Annotated in this window: 19 protein-coding genes; 3 read left to right on the top strand and 16 right to left on the bottom strand. The window is 62.4% G+C overall.

Annotated features, from left to right (window positions below; all coding sequences use genetic code 11):
• Positions 1–101 precede the first annotated feature (101 nt).
• Positions 102–1,058: a 4-hydroxythreonine-4-phosphate dehydrogenase PdxA gene (gene pdxA, locus NT26_RS03540; RefSeq protein WP_052637392.1), complete on the top strand. Its 957-nt coding sequence runs from the start codon at positions 102–104 to the stop codon at positions 1,056–1,058.
• A 34-nt stretch (positions 1,059–1,092) separates the two neighbouring features.
• On the opposite strand, the gene NT26_RS03535 is transcribed toward pdxA, so the two are convergent.
• The 5 genes from NT26_RS03535 to NT26_RS03515 all read right to left on the bottom strand — a co-directional run bounded on the left by NT26_RS03535 (position 1,093) and on the right by NT26_RS03515 (position 7,540).
• Positions 1,093–2,115 (bottom strand): four-carbon acid sugar kinase family protein, encoded by a 1,023-nt coding sequence (locus NT26_RS03535; protein WP_052641824.1) that lies wholly within the window; start codon positions 2,113–2,115, stop codon positions 1,093–1,095.
• Between the two features lie 164 nt (positions 2,116–2,279).
• The gene (locus NT26_RS03530) at positions 2,280–3,353 is read right to left on the bottom strand and encodes a tartrate dehydrogenase (RefSeq protein ID WP_052641821.1); all 1,074 of its coding nucleotides are present in this window, start codon (positions 3,351–3,353) and stop codon (positions 2,280–2,282) included.
• 57 nt (positions 3,354–3,410) lie between these two features.
• Positions 3,411–4,481, bottom strand: coding sequence for a tartrate dehydrogenase (locus NT26_RS03525; RefSeq protein WP_052637391.1), 1,071 nt, complete (start codon positions 4,479–4,481; stop codon positions 3,411–3,413).
• 61 nt (positions 4,482–4,542) lie between these two features.
• The gene (locus tag NT26_RS03520; RefSeq protein WP_052637390.1) at positions 4,543–6,564 is read right to left on the bottom strand and encodes a tripartite tricarboxylate transporter permease; all 2,022 of its coding nucleotides are present in this window, start codon (positions 6,562–6,564) and stop codon (positions 4,543–4,545) included.
• Positions 6,565–6,577: 13 nt separating this feature from the next.
• A complete protein-coding gene (locus NT26_RS03515; RefSeq protein WP_052637389.1) occupies positions 6,578–7,540 on the bottom strand; it encodes a Bug family tripartite tricarboxylate transporter substrate binding protein in 963 nt (320 codons plus the stop codon).
• A gap of 247 nt (positions 7,541–7,787) precedes the next feature.
• Between NT26_RS03515 and NT26_RS03510 the strand changes: the two genes are divergently transcribed.
• The gene (locus tag NT26_RS03510) at positions 7,788–8,687 is read left to right on the top strand and encodes a LysR family transcriptional regulator (protein ID WP_052637388.1); all 900 of its coding nucleotides are present in this window, start codon (positions 7,788–7,790) and stop codon (positions 8,685–8,687) included.
• Here the strand turns inward: NT26_RS03510 and NT26_RS03505 are convergent.
• Positions 8,653–9,597 carry a LysR substrate-binding domain-containing protein gene (locus tag NT26_RS03505; RefSeq protein ID WP_052637387.1) on the bottom strand — a complete coding sequence of 315 codons (945 nt, stop codon included), beginning with the start codon at positions 9,595–9,597 and terminating at the stop codon, positions 8,653–8,655. The genes NT26_RS03510 and NT26_RS03505 overlap by 35 nt on opposite strands.
• Positions 9,598–9,804: 207 nt before the next feature.
• Between NT26_RS03505 and NT26_RS03500 the strand changes: the two genes are divergently transcribed.
• Entirely contained in the window at positions 9,805–10,968 is a 1,164-nt protein-coding gene (locus tag NT26_RS03500; RefSeq protein WP_052637386.1) for a mandelate racemase/muconate lactonizing enzyme family protein, read from the top strand.
• A gap of 23 nt (positions 10,969–10,991) precedes the next feature.
• Here NT26_RS03500 and NT26_RS03495 read toward each other — a convergent pair whose 3' ends face one another.
• The 10 genes from NT26_RS03495 to NT26_RS03450 are packed head-to-tail and all read right to left on the bottom strand — an operon-like array spanning position 10,992 to position 21,787.
• Positions 10,992–11,846: an HpcH/HpaI aldolase/citrate lyase family protein gene (locus NT26_RS03495; protein ID WP_052637385.1), complete on the bottom strand. Its 855-nt coding sequence runs from the start codon at positions 11,844–11,846 to the stop codon at positions 10,992–10,994.
• Positions 11,839–12,696, bottom strand: a complete 858-nt coding sequence (locus tag NT26_RS03490) for an HTD2 family dehydratase (RefSeq protein ID WP_065814510.1) — start codon at positions 12,694–12,696, stop codon at positions 11,839–11,841. Before NT26_RS03490 ends, NT26_RS03495 begins: the two co-directional genes overlap by 8 nt.
• 35 nt (positions 12,697–12,731) lie before the next feature.
• The gene (locus NT26_RS03485) at positions 12,732–14,201 is read right to left on the bottom strand and encodes an MmgE/PrpD family protein (RefSeq protein WP_244467666.1); all 1,470 of its coding nucleotides are present in this window, start codon (positions 14,199–14,201) and stop codon (positions 12,732–12,734) included.
• A gap of 42 nt (positions 14,202–14,243) precedes the next feature.
• A complete protein-coding gene (locus NT26_RS03480; protein ID WP_052637383.1) occupies positions 14,244–15,365 on the bottom strand; it encodes a CaiB/BaiF CoA transferase family protein in 1,122 nt (373 codons plus the stop codon).
• A 12-nt stretch (positions 15,366–15,377) separates the two neighbouring features.
• A complete protein-coding gene (locus tag NT26_RS03475; RefSeq protein ID WP_052637382.1) occupies positions 15,378–16,556 on the bottom strand; it encodes an acyl-CoA dehydrogenase family protein in 1,179 nt (392 codons plus the stop codon).
• 23 nt (positions 16,557–16,579) lie between these two features.
• A complete protein-coding gene (locus NT26_RS03470; protein ID WP_052637381.1) occupies positions 16,580–17,635 on the bottom strand; it encodes an AbrB family transcriptional regulator in 1,056 nt (351 codons plus the stop codon).
• Positions 17,632–18,381, bottom strand: a complete 750-nt coding sequence (locus tag NT26_RS03465) for an SDR family NAD(P)-dependent oxidoreductase (protein ID WP_197570695.1) — start codon at positions 18,379–18,381, stop codon at positions 17,632–17,634. The genes NT26_RS03470 and NT26_RS03465 overlap by 4 nt, the downstream gene beginning before the upstream one ends.
• A 2-nt stretch (positions 18,382–18,383) precedes the next feature.
• On the bottom strand, positions 18,384–19,757 hold the full coding sequence (locus NT26_RS03460) for an MmgE/PrpD family protein (RefSeq protein WP_052637379.1): 1,374 nt from the start codon (positions 19,755–19,757) through the stop codon (positions 18,384–18,386).
• Between the two features lie 3 nt (positions 19,758–19,760).
• Complete coding sequence (locus NT26_RS03455) at positions 19,761–21,275, bottom strand: tripartite tricarboxylate transporter permease (protein ID WP_052637378.1); 1,515 nt, start codon at positions 21,273–21,275, stop codon at positions 19,761–19,763.
• Between the two features lie 20 nt (positions 21,276–21,295).
• Positions 21,296–21,787: a tripartite tricarboxylate transporter TctB family protein gene (locus tag NT26_RS03450; RefSeq protein ID WP_052637377.1), complete on the bottom strand. Its 492-nt coding sequence runs from the start codon at positions 21,785–21,787 to the stop codon at positions 21,296–21,298.
• Between the last annotated feature and the right edge of the window lie 37 nt (positions 21,788–21,824).

Genomic DNA, 21,824 nt, shown 5'->3' with positions numbered 1-21,824 from the left:
GCGGCAGCGACCCTGTGAAGCAAGCAGCCTGGCTCCATCACCCACGGCCGTTGCAACACCGTCCTGCTCTCGGCCAGGAGGCGTCAAGAACGAGGATACTTATGAGCGACATCATCGGCATCACCATGGGCGACCCCTGCGGCATCGGTCCGGAAATCTCCGTGCGCGCGCTTGCCGACATGTCGCCGGCAGAACGGCAGAGGACCCGCATCTACGGCAATCTCACGACACTGGAGGCGGCTCGCGCGGTGCTCGGCCTCGACCTCGATCTTTCACCGAATGTCGTGGATCTTCCGCTCGACGGCGCACCCCTCCCCTGGGGGCAGTTAAGCTCCGTCGCCGGTGACGCGTCCTTCCGCTTCATCGAAAGGGCGGTTCGCGACGCGCAAGCTTGCGCGATCGGCTGCATCGTCACCGCCCCGATCAACAAGGAGGCGCTGAACAGCGCCGGCCACCACTATGACGGCCATACTGGCATGCTGCGCAGCCTCACCGGGTCGAAAGCCGCCTATATGCTGCTCGCCTCCGAGCGGTTGAAGGTCATTCACGTCTCCACCCATGTCTCGCTGCAGGAGGCGATCCGCCGCGCGACGACGGAGCGGGTGCTCGCGACCATTCGAGCGGGCGATGCGCATCTCAGGCGCGTTGGCTACGCCTCACCCAGGATCGCCGTCGCCGGCATCAACCCGCATTGCGGAGAGAACGGTCTCTTCGGCACGGAGGACGATGACCAGATCGCCCCGGCTGTCGCCGCTGCGCGCGCCGAAGGGATTGACGCTCATGGGCCGATATCGGCCGACACCGTGTTCCACCGCGCCTATTCCGGTGCCTTCGACCTGGTCGTCGCCCAGTATCACGACCAGGGACATATCCCGATCAAGCTCGTCGCCTTCGATACCGCAGTGAATGTCTCTGTAGGCCTGCAGATCGATCGAACCTCCGTCGACCACGGTACCGCCTTCGACATTGCCGGCAAGGGCATCGCCAACCATGGCAACATGAACTCCGCAATTGCCTATGCGCGCAAGCTGGTGGCCGGTCGCTCCGAGCAAGGCTGACCCTTCTCTCGGGCCGTCACCGACCCTCGGCCCCTTACCGGTCACGAAGCTGGGCGGCGATCCTTACAAGGGTGTCGGGGGCCCCAAATCCCCCCGATTTCGTGATGATGCAAAGGCCGCCAGCATGCGCCAAGCCCAATCCGGGGAGACATTCACCGGCCAGGCGGAACCGGTTTATTCCCATTTCTTCCATGACAGCCTCAGCGGTTGCTCCACCGGTAAGAAGCAGCGTCGACACGGTCTTGCTCACCATCGGCACCACCGCCTTGGCTAGCGCACGCGAAACCTGCAGCGGGTCTGCGGGAAACTCACCTTGAACAGCCTGCACTACGGTAATCATGGCATTGATCGGTCTAGTCTCTAGAACCTTGCCGTTGGGCGCAGCCAGGTAATCGACGTCGAATGCTCCTCGAAGTTCTTCGACCTGCACAATGGTGATCGGGTCATGGGAGCCTACCACGAAGAGCGCCGTGCCCTGTGGCAGCTCCGCAAGCCGAGCGGACGCCCGATCTGTCATCGTATCGGCCAACGCCTCCGCCAGCCCACGGGCGCCGACGAGGAGATCGAAGCCCGCAGCGTCTGACGTTACAACCCATTCACAGAGGTCGTCCTGCGCAAGCGTATCGGGCACTGTCGCCCTTTCCATATGCCGGCCAAGGCATTCGCGAATGGAGATCGGGCTTGTGATCCCGAACCCCTGCACCTCTCCGTTTTGAACAATGCGGCCGAAGCTCGGTATCGCCGGCGCGACCAATGCGGACTTGAAGAGCATGACATCGAGTTCTGCTGCAATATGCCCCTTCAGCCGCGAGTCGATCTTCTTGAATAACCGCGTCGCAGGCGGAAAAGCGCCAAGAGCCGCGGTCGTCCTGTCGCGAGCAACAGCGACGTCCAGTTCGCGCGATCCCAGATTGACCGCAAGCACCGCCGGATTGGCTTGAAGGGCTTCGCCGATCGCCTCGACCGTCAGAGCAACTTCTACGTGCATTCCCCTGGCGGCAAAGGGCGCAGAGGCATCCAATGCACCCGTCAAATCATCGGCAAGGATGGCGAGCAACGAGATCACACTCCAGCTTTTATTCCTGCAATGGGCGAGCTAGCTCAACCGGAAACATCGGCGCATTACAACGGCAAAAGCAGAGCGATCTCGGGAGGTCGCTGCCATCTCTCATCCACCGTACGCTGCCGCAGGTCCCTGGCATCCGCTTCCTCCACGACACCTCAGATGTTGGAGCCGCGGATCGCCTCGCAGACTGCGTCCGTCACCTGTTGCGTCGATGCACTTCCCCCTACGTCCGGCGTCAGGATGCCATCGCCACACACCTTCTCGACAGCGCGCATGAGACGGTCAGCCGCCGGCTTCTCGCCCAGGTGCTCCAACAGCTGCGCCGCAGTCCAGAATGTGGCCACGGGATTTGCGATGCCCTTTCCCGTTATGTCGAAAGCCGAGCCGTGGATCGGCTCGAACATTGATGGATAGCGGCGCTGCGGGTCGATGTTGCCCGTCGGGGCAACTCCCAGGCTGCCAGCCAGTGCCCCTGCGAGATCGGACAGGATGTCGGCATGCAAGTTGGTAGCGACTATGGTGTCGAGGCTCTTCGGATTCTTGACCATCCTGACGGTCATGGCATCGACGAGCATCTTGTCCCAGGCGACGTCCGGGAATTCTATGGCAACCTCTGCCGCGATCTCATCCCACATGACCATGCCGTGACGCTGGGCGTTGGACTTCGTCACCACTGTCAGCAGCTTGCGTGGACGGGCCTGGGCGAGGCTGAAGGCATATCGCATGATGCGCGTCACACCTACGCGGGTGAAAATGGCCACTTCGGTGCCGACTTCTTCGGGCAGACCCTTGTGGGCTCTGCCGCCGTGACCGGAATATTCCCCTTCCGAGTTTTCGCGCACAATTACCCAATCGAGATCACCTGGCCCGACGCCCGCGAGCGGAGAACTGACACCCGGCAGGATCTTCGTGGGACGGACATTCGCGTACTGGTCAAACCCCTGGCAGATGGGCAGGCGCAATCCCCACAGGGTGAGATGGTCGGGAACGTCCGGCGCACCAACTGCACCGAAGAAGATCGCGTCGAATTGCCGAAGCTGCTCCAGGCCGTCGTCGGGCATCAGAGACCCGGTCCTCTTGTAGCGCTCGGAGCTCCAGTCGAACGTCGTGACGGATAGCTCAAAACCACCGTCGCGGCGGGAAAGCTCCTCCAGCGCTTGAAGGCCGGCAGCGATAACCTCCGGGCCGATGCCGTCAGCGGGTATCGCTGCGATGTTGTGTCGTCTCATATGCTTCTCCATTGCGAGGGCCGCATTCATTCTTTCTGCGCCGCGGAGCCTGTCCTTTTATCCTAGAGCGTCCGCAATCGCCTTGCCGCACGCGATCGTGTCGGCCTGTCCGCCGAGATCGCGGGTGCGCAGGCGCGGCTCGGCCAGAACCCTTTCGATCGCCTCGACAATCCCGGCTGCGGCCTCCGGATGCCCCAGATGGTCCAGCATCATCGCCCCTGCCCAAATCTGGCCGACGGGATTGGCGACCCCTTTGCCCGCGATATCGGGCGCAGATCCGTGCACCGGTTCGAATAGCGAAGGAAAGCGGCGCTCCGGGTTGATGTTGGCCGAGGGAGCGATGCCGATCGTGCCGGTGCAGGCGGGGCCCAGGTCGGAAAGGATGTCGCCGAACAGGTTCGAGGCAACGACGACGTCGAAGCGATCCGGGTGCAAGACAAAAAGCGCTGTGAGGATATCGATGTGATACTTGTCGACGCTGATATCAGGGTAGTTCTTCGACATCTCGGCCACGCGCTCATCCCAATACGGCATGGAGATCGAGATACCGTTCGACTTAGTGGCGGAGGTCAGTTTTCCGCCACGCTTGCGAGCAAGCTCGAAAGCATATCGCAATATCCGATCGACGCCTGTCCGCGTCATGACCGTCTCCTGCAGGACAACCTCGCGATCCGTCCCGGGGAACATGATCCCGCCCACGGAAGAATATTCGCCTTCCGTATTCTCTCGGACGATCATCATGTCGATGTCACCCGTGTTGCGGCCCGAGAGGGGCGACTGGACCCCAGCCATCAGCCGCGCCGGGCGAAGGCTGACATACTGGTCGAACTCACGACGGAACTGGATGAGCGACCCCCAAAGAGAGATGTGATCCGGCACTGATGCCGGCCACCCGACCGCACCAAAAAAGATCGCGTCATGTCCGCCCACCTGAGCCTTCCAGTCGTCGGGCATCATCTTTCCGTGCTTTGCGTAGTAATCGCAGGAGGCGAAATCGAATTCGCCGAAGGCGAAGTTCAAGCCGTATCGGCTGGCCGCTGCCTCCAGTACGCGCAGCCCCTCGGGCACGACCTCTTTGCCTATCCCATCGCCGGGAATGACGGCGATCTTCATGTGATTACTGGTCATCTGTCTCTCTTGTCTCTTTGCAACCTGAAGGGCGGGGTGAATCTCAAAAGGCGGTCACCGATCAGAACAGGAAGCCTGAAGGCACTCGCAGCAGCAGCACCTCGGACATCAGCAGCCAGAAGATCATCACCGTCGCGACTGCGGTAGCAGTCCGGCGAAGCCAGACGACCGCCGTCTGGCGTTCGTATTCTGCAAGGAACATCATCGCGACGAATGCGATCAGCGAACTGGTCGCAAACCCCAGCAACGGGATCGCGAAGACCCACAGTCCGAAGATGACCGCCAGTATGATGCGCCTGCGGGAGGCTGCGTCAGTCTCCGGCTTGGGTGGCCGGACACCTCGGCCAAGGAAGGAAAGGGCAAGCAAGGTCAGGGACAGGCCGATCAGCAGGATCGAAATTGCTCTCGGGAAAACGGAGCCCATCATGCTCATCCGGCTCGTGTCGAATAGAGCCAGGCCGCCGACGACAATAAAGATCACGGCAAGGGTCATTCCGCCGATATCACGGACTCGCGCCGCCGGTACGGAGTCTGCAGGGAGATCGATAGGATGTGCCTCGGCCTCCGCGGCAATCTCCGTAAGGGGCACCGAACGTCTGCGCTTGGCGCGCCATTCTGCATAGAAGGGATAGCAAAGTGCGATGACTGCGGCGGCGATGATGGCGATGCTGATGGGACGACCGAAATACATGCCAAGCAGGTTTCCAGTGGCATTACCGATCAGCCATGTCTGGACGAAACCCTGCTCCGCGATCTGTCCGAGGACTAGCCCGAGAACGATCGGAGACGGTTGGAATCCATAACGATCCAGAATCCAGGCGATGACGCCGAGGACAAACATCATCTGAGCATCCTGGACATTCGAGTGGATCGCAAAGGATCCCACCACCGTGAGGAAGGCGATGGTCGGGACGAGCAATGACTTCGGGAAGGTGATGATCGAGCGATAGGCGTATCTGCCGATCAGCAGGCCAGCCGGCAACATCAGCAGTGTCGCGATCAGCAACCCATAGATGAAGGTATAGACGATGTCGGCCTCGGAATTGAAAAGCTGAGGGCCGATCTTGATACCCTGCACCAACAAGGCTCCGAGAATGATTGCATCGGGCGGCGTGCCTGGTATCCCCAGAACAAGTGTCGGTATGAAGCCGCCACCCACGGTGGCGTTGTTCGCTGCCTCGGTGGCGATGACACCATCCGGCTCGCCCTTGCCGAAGTTCGCGGTGTTTGGAGAAGCCCTCCGTGCCTCGGTGTAACTGACGAGACCGGCGATCGAACCACCGGCCCCAGGCAGAATGCCGATGACGGTACCGATGACGGATGAACGGATGACGTTGAACTTCGACGCCCAGGCAATCCGCATCGCCTCGAGCAGGCGGTAGCCCTTGTCGTCGGAGGCGAAGTCCAGATGGCCTCTGTTCGTTGCAACAAGATCAAGGATAACTGGGACGCAATAGAGACCGATCAATGCGGAAACCACGTCGATGCCGCCAAGAAAGGCGGGCACGCCGGCTGTCAACCGAACGTCGCCGCCGACGACGGCGACACCCACCATCGATAGCAGAAGTCCGAGGCATGCACCGATCAAACCTTTCAGGGTATTCCCTACCGAAAGCGCTGCAATCAACGTAAGACCAAAGATTGCGAGCCAGAAATATTCCGGCGGCCCAAAGGCCAGCGCAACCCGTGCGAGCGGCGGTGCAAGGAACAGGAGAGCCAGTGCCCCAACCAAGCCTCCGACGACCGATGCAAGCGTTGCCAATGTCACGGCGAGGCCGCCATCACCACGCCGCGCCATAGGGTAGCCGTCGAACGTGGTGGCGATGGACGAAGGCGTTCCTGGCGTATTCACGAGGATTGCGGCAAACGCCCCACCGTAGATCGCACCGGTATAGATCGCGCCGAGCGCGATCATGCCCGAGGCGGGGTCCATGGTGAAGGTGAATGGAACGAGAACCGCCACTGCCATGGTGGCCGACAAACCCGGCAAGGCGCCGATGATTGTCCCGAGCACGACTCCTACCAGCGCCAGTAACAAGTTGAGCGGTGTGAGAGCGTGCAGAAAGTAGCCGAGCAGTTCCATTCACCTGCTCCCCTTATTGACCGATGCCCAGTGCCTTGGCACCCTCAGAGTATTCCGTCTTCATCTTCGAAACGAAATCAGGCATCTTGTCATAGGTGATGTCGGTCAGGACAAATCCGCCATCCTCCATCTTCTTCACGAAGTCCGGATCCGCATTGATTGCGGCGACGATGTCAGAAATCTTCTTGCGAATGTCTTCCGGGGTCGATGCGGGCACGGCGACACCGCGGTAAGCACCTCCGACGATATCAAAGCCCAGTTCCTTGAAGGTAGGCACGTCCGGGAAGGCCGGCATACGCTCCTCGGAAGCGACAGCCAGCATGCGCAGCGCGTCACCCTGGTTCATGGCCGACGTCACGTAGTTGAACCCTGCGAGCGTCTGGTTGCCGAGAACGGCGGTTACAGACGGTCCAGTTCCCGAGAAGGGAACATAGGTCGTCTTGACGCCGGCAGTCTCGTCAAACTGGAGTTGTCCCAGATTGTTAGCCGACTTCGAACCTGAACCAGCGAAGGTCACCATGCCGGGGTTCGACTTCGCGTAGTCGATCAACTCCTGGAGCGTCTTGAACTGGCTGTCTGCCGGGACAAAGATCGCGTTCGGCGTGTAGTGGAAATAGTGAACCGGCGTCAGATCATCCGTCTTGTAGCCGACATCGCCTTCCAGCGGCTGCAGGATGGTGTGCGGCAGGTTGATGCCCATGATGGTGTAGCCGTCGCCGGCAATGTCATTGAGTTTCGACCAGGCCTGGGCGCCACCGGCACCGGCCTGGTATTGGATGACGACATCCTGACCTGCATGCTCCTTCCATTCAGCCTGCTGGAAGCGCGCCGAGATGTCGGATTCGCCGCCAGCGTCGAAGGGAATGATGTAGGTCATCGGCTTATTGGGGAAATCTGACGCAGACTGGGCGACGGCCGGCATTACCGCCAGGAGCGACAGGCCAACTGTGGCCGCGAAAATGGTCTTGATCTTCATCTTGGTTCCTCCCTGATGAACTTCTGCCCGAGCCGGGCCCGACACGCACCTGTTGAAGAAACAGCGCGACGTTCGACCGAACGCCGGATGCACAAGTTCCTCCAGCCTAAGCAACCTCTCCCACGGCCACTCAGCACCCTTGCTGTGCGAACAAAGACATCGTCAGCATAGAGGCCGCAGGAAACGCTGGGAATTTCCGCAAATTCATTTCATTATTGATTTTTGGGAACAAGTGAGCGAGCCGAGAATGAACGGTGAAACTGACATGCGCTTCTTCACCGTCGTTGCGCAGCGGAGCAGTCTGTCGGAGGCGGCGCTTGAGCTTGGGCTTACCGCTTCGGCCGTCAGTCGGCGGCTTGCAAGAATGGAAGATCGTCTCGGCGTTCGTCTGGTCAATCGGACCACACGACGAGTCAGCCTTACAAGCGAAGGGGAAGCCTACCTCGCAGCCTCAATGGACATCATCAACCGCATTGCAGCGGCCGAGGAGGCAATCGTCTCTGCTCGCGGAGAACCCCAAGGTCTGTTGCGGATCAACGCGACCTTCCAGTTCGGGCGCGAGCATGTGGCGCCGGCTGTATCTGCATTCGTCAACAGACATCCTGGAGTGGAAGCTCAGCTCGTTCTTACCGACGCACCACTCAACATCATGGAAGAAGGTTTCGATCTTCAAATCCGCTTCGGGGAGCCGACGGCTACGCGCCAAGTGATGGGGCTCCTCTTGCGCAACCGCCGGGTTCTGGTGGCTTCTCCCGAATATCTGCGTGGACACGGAACGCCGAAGCGGCTCTCGGACCTCACGCAGCACTCATGCATTGTCCTGAGGCAGGAACATGCTGCGTACGACGTCTGGCGGTTCGGCACCGAAGACAGTGTCCGGGTTGCCGGCGGGTTGTCCACCAACGACGGTGAAATTGCTGTCTCTTGGGTCTTGAACGGCCATGGCATAATGCTCAGGTCTGAATGGGACGTGGCATCCCACGTCCGCGCCGGTCGACTGGTTGTAGTTCTTCCGCGCTACTACATGAGAGCCGACGTCATGGCGGTCTATCCGGAGCGGCTCAACCTGTCAGCCAAGGTGAGGTTGTTCGTCGAGCTGCTGCGCGAGCGCATCAAGGAGCGGACACCGGACCTGCAACTGAACTGACCTGCCCCAGCGACTTATCGCGGGCCAACTGCCAGAACCGCTCCGCCATATCGGGCAGCGGCCGCAGAGTTCGGAAAAGAGCCACCTGGACAGGGACCGCCCAATCCAGGGAGCCGGCAATGGCGAGGCGACCACCAGGGGAAAGCTCGTCGGCAGCGAGGCTCTCCGGAATCCATGCAACACCTTTGCCTTCAAGCGCGAGAGCTTTCAGTACCATGGCGAGGTGAGAGCTGAAGACGTTATGCAGATGCAGATCCTCACTTCGCTGAGAGAGTGCCGACACCAGAATCCGGCCCATACCGGAGGTCCCTTCAAACATCAACCACGGAACTGACCGCGAGGACGAGCCCGGCAAGCTGTAGATCGCTTGTCCATCAGGATCGCGACGGCTGACCGGGACGAGCCGCTCATGCGAGAGGGTCATCATCGGGAAGTCGCTTTCGGACAGGCGCGTCGCCGTACCGGGATGGTGGTGGCACAACAGGAACTGGGCCCCGCCCTCGAGCATGAGCCGCTCGCACTCGTTCATGTTGTCGGAGAGGAGCCTGATCGGCATTGTTGACGCTATCGATCCAAGCCGCTGCACCCATCCTGGAAAGAACGTATAAGAGAGCGCATGGGTGGAGGCGACGGTCAACGTTGCCGTTGCGCTGCGGACTTGCTGCAGCTCGTGCTTCGACCTTTCTAGTCGACGGAGGACATCGTCAGCGGCTTCAACCATGACCTTTCCAGCCTCGGTCAGCGCCAATCTGTGACTGCCGCGGTCAATCAAGGTCGAGCCGCACCATGCCTCCAGCGATTTTATCCGCCTACCGAAGGCTGGTTGGGTAACATTCCTGATCTCGGCCGCGCGGGAGAAGTTGAGCGTCTTCGCCAAGACCTGAAGGTCCAATAACCACGCCGTGTCCATTTCCCCTCCGCCAGTGCATGATCGGCATCACGTATAGCATGCGACCCGCCGGTACGACATATGATCAAAGGCTCCTCGTGAACCACTCGTAATGCCGTATGGGCATCGAACTGTTGAGGATCGGCATTGGCCTTCCGTCGGTGCCGCACGTACCATCGAGCTCCGCCCGAAAGAACCGGCACGACCGACGTGAAGGAACAGCATCCCATGCGCATTATCGACATCTGTGAGGTCACCAAGCCAATCGCCTCTCCCATTCGCAACGCCTATATCGATTTCAGCAAGATGACGGCGAGTCTGGTGGCGGTTGTTACCGATGTCGTTCGCGACGGACGCAGGGTGATCGGCTATGGCTTCAACTCCAACGGCCGATATGGGCAAGGCGGCTTGATACGGGAGCGGTTCAGGAATCGCATTCTCGAAGCCGCTCCGGAGAGTCTCCTGAACGAAGCCGGAGACAATCTCGACCCCCATAGGATCTGGTCCGCCATGATGGCCAATGAGAAGCCGGGCGGCCATGGAGAGCGCTCGGTCGCAGTCGGAACCATAGACATGGCCGTCTGGGATGCGGTTGCGAAGATCGCGGGCAAGCCGCTGTTCCGATTGCTCGCCGAGATGAAGGGCCTTGAGGCAAACCCGAAGGTGTTCGTCTATGCGGCGGGTGGCTATTATTACCCCGGCAAAGACGATAGCGCCCTGCGTCGCGAAATGCGCGGCTACCTCGATCGTGGCTACACGGTCGTCAAGATGAAGATCGGCGGCGCGTCTATCGACGAGGATCAGCGTCGCATCGAGGCTGTGCTGGATGAGATCGGCGCAGATGCAAAACTCGCCGTGGATGCGAATGGCCGTTTCGACCTGGAGACGGCGATCGCCTATGCGAAGATGCTGCGCCAATACCCGCTCTTCTGGTACGAAGAAATCGGCGACCCGCTGGACTACGCGCTGCAGGCGGCAATGTCCGAGTTCTACGACGCCCCCATGGCGACCGGCGAGAACCTGTTTTCGCACCAGGATGCGCGCAACCTCCTGAGATATGGGGGAATGCGGCCGGACCGCGACTATCTGCAGTTCGATTGCGCCCTGTCCTATGGGTTGGTGGAATACCTGAAGACGCTGGACGTCCTCCACCAGTTCGGCTGGTCCCCCTCCCGCTGCATCCCCCATGGCGGCCACCAGATGTCTCTTAACATTGCTGCCGGTTTGGGACTGGGAGGCAATGAGAGCTATCCCGACCTTTTCCAGCCCTATGGCGGATTTCCGGATGGTGTCCAGGTCGCCGACGGATACATCACCATGCCGGAATTGCCGGGGATAGGGTTTGAAGGGAAGTCCGACCTTATCAGGGTGATGCGAGACCTGGCGACCTGACCCAGGAGGATACCTCCGGTCGGTTACTCAAGCGCCTCAAACGACAGGTCTGTGCCCGCCTGATCAAGAAGCGCCTGTGCACGTTCAACGACTGGCCGGTCGATCATCCTGCCATCGAGTTGCACGACGCTTCCCTTCGCCAAGCCGGCGGCAGCAACGATTCGACGCGCCCGGTCGAGTTCGGCCTTCGTCGGCGCAAAGCCCTCATTCACAGCCGCCACCTGCCGCGGGTGCAGACAGAGCTTTGCAGTGAAGCCGAGAGCGCGGGCGCGTGCAATGTCGGCAGCCAGCACCGCCGCGTCGTCGAGGTCCACGGTGACCCCATCAATCGGCGAGGGCAAGCCTGCGTGCCGCGATGCGATTGCGATCTGCAGTCGCACCGGATCCAGGCTCGCACCGGTGTCCGGAACGCGTGCATCGAGCCCAAAGTCAAGATTGCCGAAGGCAATCCGGTAGACGCCCGCCCAGGCCGCGATTTCGTGGACGCCCACGTAACCCTCGACGCTTTCGAGAAGGGGGATCAAGCGACGGCGGGGCAAATGGCGAGACACGCGGCTCAATACAGCGGCATTCGCTTTCGGGACCATGATCAGCGCTTCCGGGAAACCGGCGAGCGCCTCGAGATCGGAGGCGAGCCAGGGCGTATCGGCGCCGTTGATGCGAAGAACGCCCGTCCCGCCCTGCGCGAACCAGGCCATGGCGGCGGCCCGCGCCGTGTCCTTGTCGTTCGGTCCAACGGCATCCTCCAGATCGATGATGATCGTGTGGGCACCGGAGGCGGTGGCCTTGGCGAAACGGTCGGGACGGTTACCCGGAACGAAGAGATAGCTCGCCGGCTGCCTCCGATCTGCAGTTCGTGGCTCTTGAGCGTCAGTCATCGAAACTCGCCGTTGCCTGCATGGCGAGTTCCCCTTCCGGGCCGCGCGCCCAGAGTGACAAGCCGCTATGATCTTCGGAGGTGACGGCCTCCAGTCGGAACGGGCGATCAACGAAGAGCGGCGCCATCGCCCGGAAAGCAAAACGACGGATCGGGACACCGCCCCTGCAACGAGCGGCTAGCCCGTGCAGCAGCGTTGCTACCAGGGGACCATGCACGACAAGATCGCGATAGCCCTCAACCAGCCGGGTATAGGACAGGTCGTAATGAATGCGATGGCCGTTGTCGGTCAGCGCAGAGTAATGGAAAAGCAGCACGGGGTCCGGCACGAAAACCTCCGACCACCGCGCGTCGTCCGGTGCCGAGACGGGAGAGGCGCCCGGAGCACCCGGCACAGCCGCTTCGCGGAAGACGAGATCCTGCTCCTCCTCGATGCAGAGCGTGCTCGCGTGTGAAATCCGGTGGCGGATCGTCACGAAGCCGAGACGGCCCGAGCGTCCCTTCTTGGTGGAGACATCGATGATTTCGCTCTCGCGGATCGCCTCCGCCCCGACCGGCAACGGCGCATGATAGACAAGCCGGCCGCCGGCCCACATGCGGCGCGGCAGGCCCAGCTCCGGCACGAATTCACCGCGTCTCGGATGCCCGTCCGGTCCCAGTTCGCTGCGCCGTGCCACAGGATTGAAGAACATCCAGTGCCAGGCAGGCGGGAGGGATGCGCCGCCTCCTGGCGCACTGTCAAGGTCAAGCGCCGCTGCCAACGCCGCAGCGCGAGCGGGCGAGATGACCGCGCGCCGACACTCTGTCCGGCCGATGGCTTCCCTGCCGTCCGGGGTGTTGTCCGAAGACATCGCTCCTCCTTGCTTCGTTCAGCCTGTGCGCCAAGCTAGGGCTGGCTTTGCCAGTTCAGCAGGTCGAAAATCCGCCCGACATTCGCGGCCTCGTCCAGCGACCAGACAAAATCAAACACCTGCTGCATCCGATCCGCATCGATCAGACCATCAGCGCAATCCCGGAACTTGCCTTCCAGCTCCGCATCGGAAAGTGGATTGTGCGGGCTGCCGCGATAGTTTTCATTCGCCCAGCGCTCGAACTGCCGGCCGTCTTTCGTCGTAACCTCGATCTTCGATCGAATGCGATCCCACCCCATATCCTCGATTGACTGGTCGAAGACGGTTTCAATCCGCCGCTGCATGTCCTGCGACGCCTTGGAGGAAACGAATTCGTCGGTGAATTCACCCTTGCCAGCGCGACCTGCCAGGATGATGGCAGTCAGCAGGAAGGCGAAGGAGAATTTTCCCTCGAGTTCCGTTGTCGCGATGCGAAAGCGGATGGGGCCGAGCACGTTGCTGCCAGCCTTTAGCGTGACAGACGCGATGTCGTCGGCCGTAAGCCCATTCTCACGCATCAGGAAGAGCATCGCATCCATGCTTGGATGAGTAAGCACGCCCGACGGATAGGGTTTGATCGAGATGCCGGGGCTTACGATCGTGTGCGGCCTGCCGAAGCGATCGCGCACCAGCGCCGGCTCGCCCCCCGGTCCGGCAATTGCCAGATAGCCCCAACGACCATCGAGCGCCTCCGGATTGGCAGACAGGCCGTGGCGAGCAAGCAGCGCCGCCGTCACGCCGTTTTCGGCTGCGCGGCCGACATGCATCGGCTTGGTCATCGTCCCGAACCCGGCGCGGATGCCGGATGCCATGGAGGCGGCAAGGCCGAGCGCCTGCGCCACGCCCGCGGCATCAAGGCCCAGCATCTTTGCCGCCGCAGCGGCCGCCGCAAAGGTGCCGATGGTCCCGGATGTGTGGAATCCGCGCATGTAGTGATCCGGATTGATCGCCTCGGCGACCTTGCAGCCCACCTCGAACCCAGCCAGGAAGGCCGTCAGGAAGCGCCTGCCGTCAACCGGCTGTCCTGTCTCCGCGGCGACAAGGTCCGACATGGTGAGCGCCGCGATCAGTGGCGGCATCGTCGGATGCATCAGCAATCCGTAGGGACGGCCCGGGCCTTCGGCGAGTTGTGTGTCGTCCCAATCCATCGCATGCCCGGCAGTCCCGCCCCAGAGTGCGGCGAGATGGGCGGGCACCCGGCTTGCCGCCCTGCCGATCAGCCTGGCCTGGGGTGTGCCGCCAAGGCTGTCGACATAGGCACCGAGCGGTTTCATGCCCGGCTGCTCCGACCCGGCGAGTGCCACGGCGAGACCGTCGAGCACGCAGCGCCGGGCGAGCCGGAGCGTCTCGTTGTCGAGATCGTCGTAGTCGAGGTCGGCGACGAAGCTGGCGGCGGCTTTCGTCAGACCGGAAAGATGGCCGTGCGGATCATCGCTCGCGGCGGACGTCATCGGATGCTGGTTCACGATCTTCCTCCCAGGGCACGTATCTGCGCATGTCTCATTGGTTCAACCGAACTCCCGTCGGATCGCCGCACCGTCGGTATCGATGGACGGAACCGGTCCCAATGCAGGAGCCTTGTCCCGCCTGCGTGCCGGCGGGGCAGGCACGGAAACCGTGCCGCCCTCCGTGGCGACGTCGATCCGTCTCAGATGGGGGTGCTCGGCCAGGTTGAGCGGGGTATTGACCATGGCATAGGCGATGCCTGCCGCGTCGAGGCGGTCGATCATCGTCTCGTGTGATTCGGCGGCGAACACTGTCTCGATCAGGCCGTCCATCACGGCCCGGTTCTCGATCCGGCGGAAGGCGTCACTGAAGCGCGGATCAGTCGCGAGCGAGCCGTTGGCCATGACGGCACCGCAGAAGGAATGCCATTCCCGCTCGTTCTGGATCGAGATCAGGACGCCTCGCCCGTCAGCGCAGGTGAAGACGCCGTAAGGTGCGATCGACGGGTGGCGCAGCCCCATGCGCGGCGGGTTCCTGCCTGCACCCTCGGCCTGGAGCAGCGGCACCGCCATCCAGTCGGCCATGGCATCAAACATGGCAACCTCAATCACGGCGCCTCGGCCGGACGAGCGCCGTTCGATCAGCGCCTCGAGGATTGCCGCATGGGCATACATGCCGGTGCCGATATCGCAGACCGATATACCGACACGCGCGGCCTCCTCCGGAGTACCGGTCACTGATGCCAGCCCGCTTTCCGCCTGGATCAGGAGATCGTAGGCCTTGCGGTCGCGATGCGGCCCGTGGTCACCATAACCGGAGATGTGGCACTGGACCAGCGTCGGGTTGAGCCCCTCCAGCACGTCCACGCTGAGCCCGAGGCGGCCTACTGCGCCGGGAGCGAGGTTTTCGACGAAGACGTCCGCCTTGGCGAGCATCGCCTTCAGCACCGCGAGGTCCTCCGCCTGCTTCAAATCGAGCGCAATCGACTGCTTGCCGCGGTTGAGCCAGACGAAATAGGAGGAATGTCCCTTCGCCAGCCGGTCATAGTTCCGCGCGAAATCGCCTTCCGGGCGCTCGACCTTGATTACCCGCGCACCGGCATCCGCCAACCGCGAGGTGCAGAAAGGAGCTGCAACCGCCTGTTCCAGCGAGACGACGAGCAATCCATCGAGCGGTCCGGCCATCCTTCAGGCTCCTCAATAGGACCGGGGCATGCCAAGCACATGCTCGGACAGATAAGCGAGGATGAGGTTCGTCGAGATTGGCGCCACCTGGTAGAGCCGCGTCTCGCGAAACTTGCGCTCGACGTCGTATTCCTCCGCAAAACCGAACCCGCCATGGGTCTGCAGGCATGTATCGGCCGCCTGCCAGGAAGCTTCGGAAGCCAAAAGCTTGGCCATGTTCGCTTCGGGGCCGCACGACTCGCCCCGATCGAAGCGCTCCGCCGCCCGGTAGACCATCAGCTTCGCCGCCTCTGCCGCCGCATAAGCGCGCGCGATCGGGAACTGGACGCCCTGGTTCTGGCCAATCGGTCGGCCGAAGACGACGCGCTCGTTGGCATAGCGCGTGGCGGTCCTGGTGAACCAGGTGGCATCGCCGATGCATTCGGCAGCGATCAGGATGCGCTCTGCATTCATGCCGTCTAGGATATAGCTGAAACCCTTGCCCTCCTCGCCAATCAGGCTGTCGGCCGGGATTTCGAGATTGTCGAAGAATACCTCCGTGGTTGCGTGGTTCAGCATGGCGCGGATCGGCTTGATGGAGAGTCCCTGGCCGAGGGCCGCCTTCATGTCGACAAGGAAGACTGAGAGCCCGTCGCGCTTGCGCGCCACCTTCTCCTTGGTCGTTGTGCGGGCGAGCAGGATCATCAGGTCGGAGTGCTCTGCTCGCGAGGTCCAGACCTTCTGGCCGTTGATGACGTAGCGATCGCCTCGCTTTTCGGCGAAGGTGCGGATCGACGTCGTGTCGGTTCCGGCGGTCGGCTCCGTCACACCGAAGGCCTGAAGCCGCGTCTCGCCGGTCGCGATCTTCGGCAGCCACAGCGTCTTCTGCGCTTCGCTGCCGTGGCGCAGCAACGTTCCCATCGTGTACATCTGCGCGTGCAGCGCGGCTGCATTGCAGCCCTGCGCGTGAACCTCTTCCAGGATATTGGCGGCGACCGTGAGGCCCTGCCCGCTGCCGCCATACTCCTCCGGCACCAACACACCCAAGAAGCCGCCATCCGTCATCGCCTTCACGAAGGCGGTAGGATAAGCCTTTTCGCGGTCCAACTCGCGCCAGTATTCGCCGGGAAAGCCGGCGCAGAGTGACGCCACCGACTGGCGAATTTCGCGGATCGTATCGGCATCAACCATGGCTGCCTCCTCCTCGTTCATTGCTGCTTTTCTCGCGCCGCCGCTCAAGTGTTCGCCGCCTCGTCGGTGCCTTCGGGACCAACCGCGAAGCGGACGAGCAGCGGCGGCGCGATGATGTTGGTGAGGAAGGAACGGGTGAACTGGAAGCCGGCGACAATGGCGGCAGCGGCACCCAGCGCCTTGGCCGAGGCGATCATCTCGCCAAGGCCACCGGGGGCGACACCGAGCGCCAGCGACACGGGCGCAACATCGATGAAGAGGCGCAGGATCGGCACGAAGCCGAATACCATGATGAGGATGAGCCCACCGCTGCAGATTATCGCTGCGATTGCCGCCCTCGGTACCCGCGCAAAATCTTCCTTCTTCAGCCGCGCACCGAGCGAAAAGCCGATCAGCACCTGCGCACCGACGATCAGCCACCACGGCATTGCGGCAATGGAGACGTTCATTGACACCAGCGCGATACCGACCGCCATCGGCATGATGACCCAGGGATTCAGCACGCCGAGCCTGGCCGTGACGATCGAGAGTAACAGCCCGCCCGCGACGCATGTGGCGAGAGCCGCAAGACTGGCCTGTGGATCGACTTCAGCGGCGACGGCACTGCGGTCGATGCCGAAGAGAAAGGGAACCATCACGACGATCATCACCACGCGCAGCGTGTGCACGACCATGACCACATCCGCCTGCGCGCCAGTTTCACGGGCCAGCGAGGCCATTTCCGACATCCCGGCGGGCAGGGTCGAAAGGAGCGCGGTCTTGCGGTCGACGCCGGCGATCTTCTGAAGCGGAAAGGCAAGCAGAACGCCCAGCGCATTGGCGACGAAGGCGGCGGCGATCATCGCCGGCAGGAAAGACCAAAGTTCACCGAGAATGCCGGGCGTCAGGATTGCCGCCGTCGCACCGCCGATCAGGAGCTGGCCAAGACGGCGGGCGTACTTAGTCTTACCGCCGAGCCCGACGGTGTTGGCATAGACGGCACTGCCGACCATAGCACCGAGAATCCAGGCGAGCGGAAGGCCGGTCAGGGACAGGAGCCAACCCACCACGGCCGAGGTGGCGATGCCGCCGGCAAACGTGAGGTTGGTCCCAAGCGTCATGACAGATACGCGCCGCCATTGACATGTAGCGTCTCGCCGGTGACGTAGCGCCCGGCCGCACCAGCAAGGTAGGCGACCGCCTCGGCGACCTCCTCCGGCTTTCCATGCCGCCCGACGAGGTTCTTGCGACTGCCGTGGTGCCTCGGCACCGCTCCGTCATTGCTGATGCGCACCGTCTCGATGAGGCCCGGCGCGACGCAATTGACGGTGATGCCCTTCGGCGAGAGCTCGTGCGCCATAGCCTTCGTCAGCCCCACCACGCCGGCCTTGGCGGTGATGACATGCGCCCGGTGCGCCGCACCGGTATGGCCGGTCAGTCCGCCGAGATTGACGATCGCAGCCTGGTCGCTTTTTTCCAGGTACGGAAGAGCTGCCTGCGAAATGAGGAAGACGGCATCGAGCGCCACCCCCATCACCTTTCGCCAGTCAGCATAGGTGATATCCGCGAAGGCGCCTTCCGGCCGGACCGCGGCATTGTTGACGACGACATCGAGCCTGCCGAAGGCGTCGGCAGCCTCCCGCACAACCCTTGCCGCTACCTCCGGCTCAGACAGGTCGCCGCACACCAGAACCGCACGTCGTCCAAGCGCCTGGACGGCAGCAACCGTTTCGCCGCCGGCAGTCGTGTCGTTCGCCACGTGCACGATGATATCCGCTCCACGTCTCGCAAGCGCAACGGCGATGGCCCGGCCGATATTGCGCGAGGCGCCGGTGACAAGGGCGACGCGGCCCTGAAGATCGCTCATCGTCATTTCGCAAGCTCCGCAATCATCTCGTGTCCCCCCTTCATTGAGGCTATCCCGTCGCAAGCCGCCAGCAGCGTATCCGGATCGCCGTGACCGCCGAACCTGACGTTCGCCCGGAATTTTGCGTCGATCTCGCTCCGCGTCAGTGGCTCCTCAACCCCACCGCGCATATGACCCTGCTCCGCCTCTTCGACGCGCCCGTCTTTGTATTCGATACGGACATGACCGGTGAAGGCAGCGGGATAGGGATTGTCAGGATCGATCACGAAATCCACGAGCTCGCAGAGGCGCAGGAGCTGCGGGTCGCGAATGGCCTCCTCGGTGAAATCGCCGAGATCTGCATGGCCCCGGACGAGGCCGAGCGCCACGCCAAAGGGTGTCGAGAACTTTGCGGCATAGGCGGTCGGCGGACGACGCTTCAGCTCGATGGGTTCCCAGAGGCGGTGCACGATCCCCTCGGCTGTCTTGCACACGATGCGCCGGATGCCGTCGAGCGGAACGCCTCTCGCACGCAGCTTCATGGCAACGTCGATATAGGGCTGAACCATTGTCCCGCATGGATAGGGCTTGAAGGTGATGCCATCCATCACGAAGGTCTTTCCGAGGCCGTCGAACAGTCTGTCGGTTTTCGGCTCGATTGATGGGGCGAAGGTCTTGAAGGCGCCGTGCGTGCCTTCGAAAACGAGGCGCGGGCCGAAGAAACCGGCCTCCGCCATGGCGACTGCACGAAGGGCGGACTGAGCCGACCAGCCGGGATGCATGCGTTTTGTCCAGCTTCCGTCGCCGAGATATTCGATGATGCCGGACGCCATGGAGCCAGAGATCCCGAGGGCGTCGACGATGACCCTTTCCGAGGCGCCACGCGCTACCGCGATGCCGAAGGTAGCGGCAAAAGTGCCGAGCACCGCGGTGGGATGGAAACCTGCCTTGTGTACCGCCTTGGGCAACGTGAGGGCCAGTCGGCACAGTACCTCGGTCCCAGCGGCGATGCCGAGCATAACCCGGTCGTTGGTGAGATGATACTTCTGAGCGGCGGCAAGCAGCGCCGGAACGATGACGACGCCCGAATGGACCGGACCGCCCTCGAACGTGTCGTCGAAATCCTCGCCATGCGCCGCCGTACCATTGACCAGCGCCGCACTGGAAGCCGAGACCCGTTCCGTGTGGCCGACGATGATGTGGTCGCCCGGTTCGGCGGCTGCTTTTGCGGCCGCAACATAGTCTGTCTCCCTCGCGGCGACGCAGAGGCCGATGATGTCGACCAGGATGTCGCGGCTCTTGCAAAGGGTCACCGGCGGCAGGTCGTCCGCCCGGAGCGTCGCGCCCCAGGCGGCCAGACGCTGTGACACGGAAAGGCTGGTGTTGTCGTTGCTCATGAATCAGCTTTCGGCATTTTCGGAGAAGGTCGAGGAGGGGCGGTGGCGCAGCAACTCGTAGCCGCGCTTGGCGATCGAGCCGCCGATGAAGAGGAAGGCGAGAACCAGCAGGGCGAGCGAGATCCGGTCGTCGACGAAGATCATCAAGTCATCCCCGGACAGTACCAACGAACGGCGGAAGTTGCTTTCCACCAGATAGCCCAACACCAGGCCAAGCACGGTCGGCAAGAAGGGAAAGCGCAGCATGCGCATGAAGAAGCCGAGGACCCCGGCTGCAATCATGATGCCGAGATCGAAAGCCTCGTTATGGATCGAGTAGATGCCGGAGAGGATCAGGGCGAAAATGAAGGCATTGAGATAGGGCCGCGGCCGGTTCACGAGCCAGATGCAGACGGGAAGCATCGCCATCCCGATGACAAGCTGGCCGATCGCTGCCGTAAAGAGGCCGGCGTAGAGACCGTAGACCACCTCACCGGATTTCTGGAACAGCATCGGCCCGGGCACGATGCCGTGGATCAGGAACCCGCCAAGCAGGATGGCCGTGGAGTTCGAGCCCGGAATGCCAAAGGAAAGCAGTGGCACCAGCGCAGTTTCGGCGACCGTGTTGTTGGCGGTCTCGGGTGCGGCAATGCCTTCCGGCGAACCCTTGCCAAACTCCTCCGGATGGCGCGACCAGCGACGCGCCTCATTGTAGGACATGAAGGAGGCGATCGTGCCGCCGGCGCCCGGCATGACCCCTTCGAAGGTGCCGATGCCGTTGCCGATCAACTGCGCCGGGATGAGCCGCTTGGCGAGCGGCCAGTCCGGAAACTGAATGCGCGGGCGAGACGTGACGCGGTCGTCCTTGCCGCGCCGGGAAGCCTGCACCAGAAGTTCGCTCATCGCAAAGAGGCCGACCATGATCATCACGGGTTCGATGCCGCCGAGCAGTTCAGCCGATCCAAAGGTGAAGCGGGTGCCGCCGGTGACGGGATCACTGCCGATGGTGGCGATGATGAGCCCGAGGATTGCGGCGATCAGACCCTTGACGAGATTTTCGCCGGATAGGGTTGCGATGACCGAGAGGCCGAGAATGCCGAGCGCGAAATAGGCCATGGGCGTGAAGGCGAGCGCCACCTGCGCCAGCGGGCCGGAAAGTGTCATCAACATGGCGAGCCCGAAGAGGCTGCCGATCACGCCGGAATAAAGCGAAATGCCAAGCGCCAGCCCCGCCTTGCCCTGCCGGTTCATCTCGTAGCCGTCGATGACGGTCGCCGCCGCCGCATTGGTGCCAGGGGTACGGATCAGAATTGCCGGGACGGAACCACCGTATTCGGCGCCGATATAGGTGGAGGCGAGCAGCACGATGGCGCTCGTCGGGTCCAGCGTATAGGTGAAGGGCAGAAGCAGCGCCATCGTGATCGATGGCGAGATGCCGGGCAAAGAGCCGCCCATGATCCCCCAGGTGACGCCGATCAGGGCCGCAAGGATTACGTTCCATTCGAGCAGGAAGGAGACGGTATGGGTGAGTGTTTCCATGGATCAGAACTCCTGGACCGTCAGAGGCCGAGGCTGGCAAGAAGACCGGACGGCATGCGCACGCCCAGCACGACGACGAACATCACCCAGAGGAAGACGGCGCCGAGCACCGCAACGGCAAGGACACGCCCCTTGTTGCCGGCACCGAGATAAAGCGCGGTCACCAGAAGCAATACGGCGATGGACAGCAGGTATCCCAGCGTCTCGATCACGAAGATGTAGCCGACGCCGATCCCGAGCAGGCCGGCTGCGAACGCAACCTTACGCCCCTGCCCGTCCCATTCGCCTTTTTCTTCCGGAGCATCGTCGGCTGTCGCCAGGCGCGGCGCAAGCAGCGCCTGGATCGTCAGCACCACACCCAGCCCAACGAGGAGCCAGCCGTAGAGACGCGGGAGGCCTCCAGGCCCCATGCTGTCGTCCAGCGCGCTGCTGCGCAGTTGATAGGCAAAAAAGAGATAAACGGCACCGAGTGCGATTGAAGCAACACCGCCGACGAAGTCCCGGGTTAGCATGACAGCCTCACATGGAAGACGGGGCGTTGGAAAACGC

Origin of the sequence: Pseudorhizobium banfieldiae, assembly GCF_000967425.1 — a bacterium.
GTDB lineage: Bacteria > Pseudomonadota > Alphaproteobacteria > Rhizobiales > Rhizobiaceae > Neorhizobium > Neorhizobium banfieldiae.
This window is presented reverse-complemented; position numbering and strand designations above follow the sequence as displayed.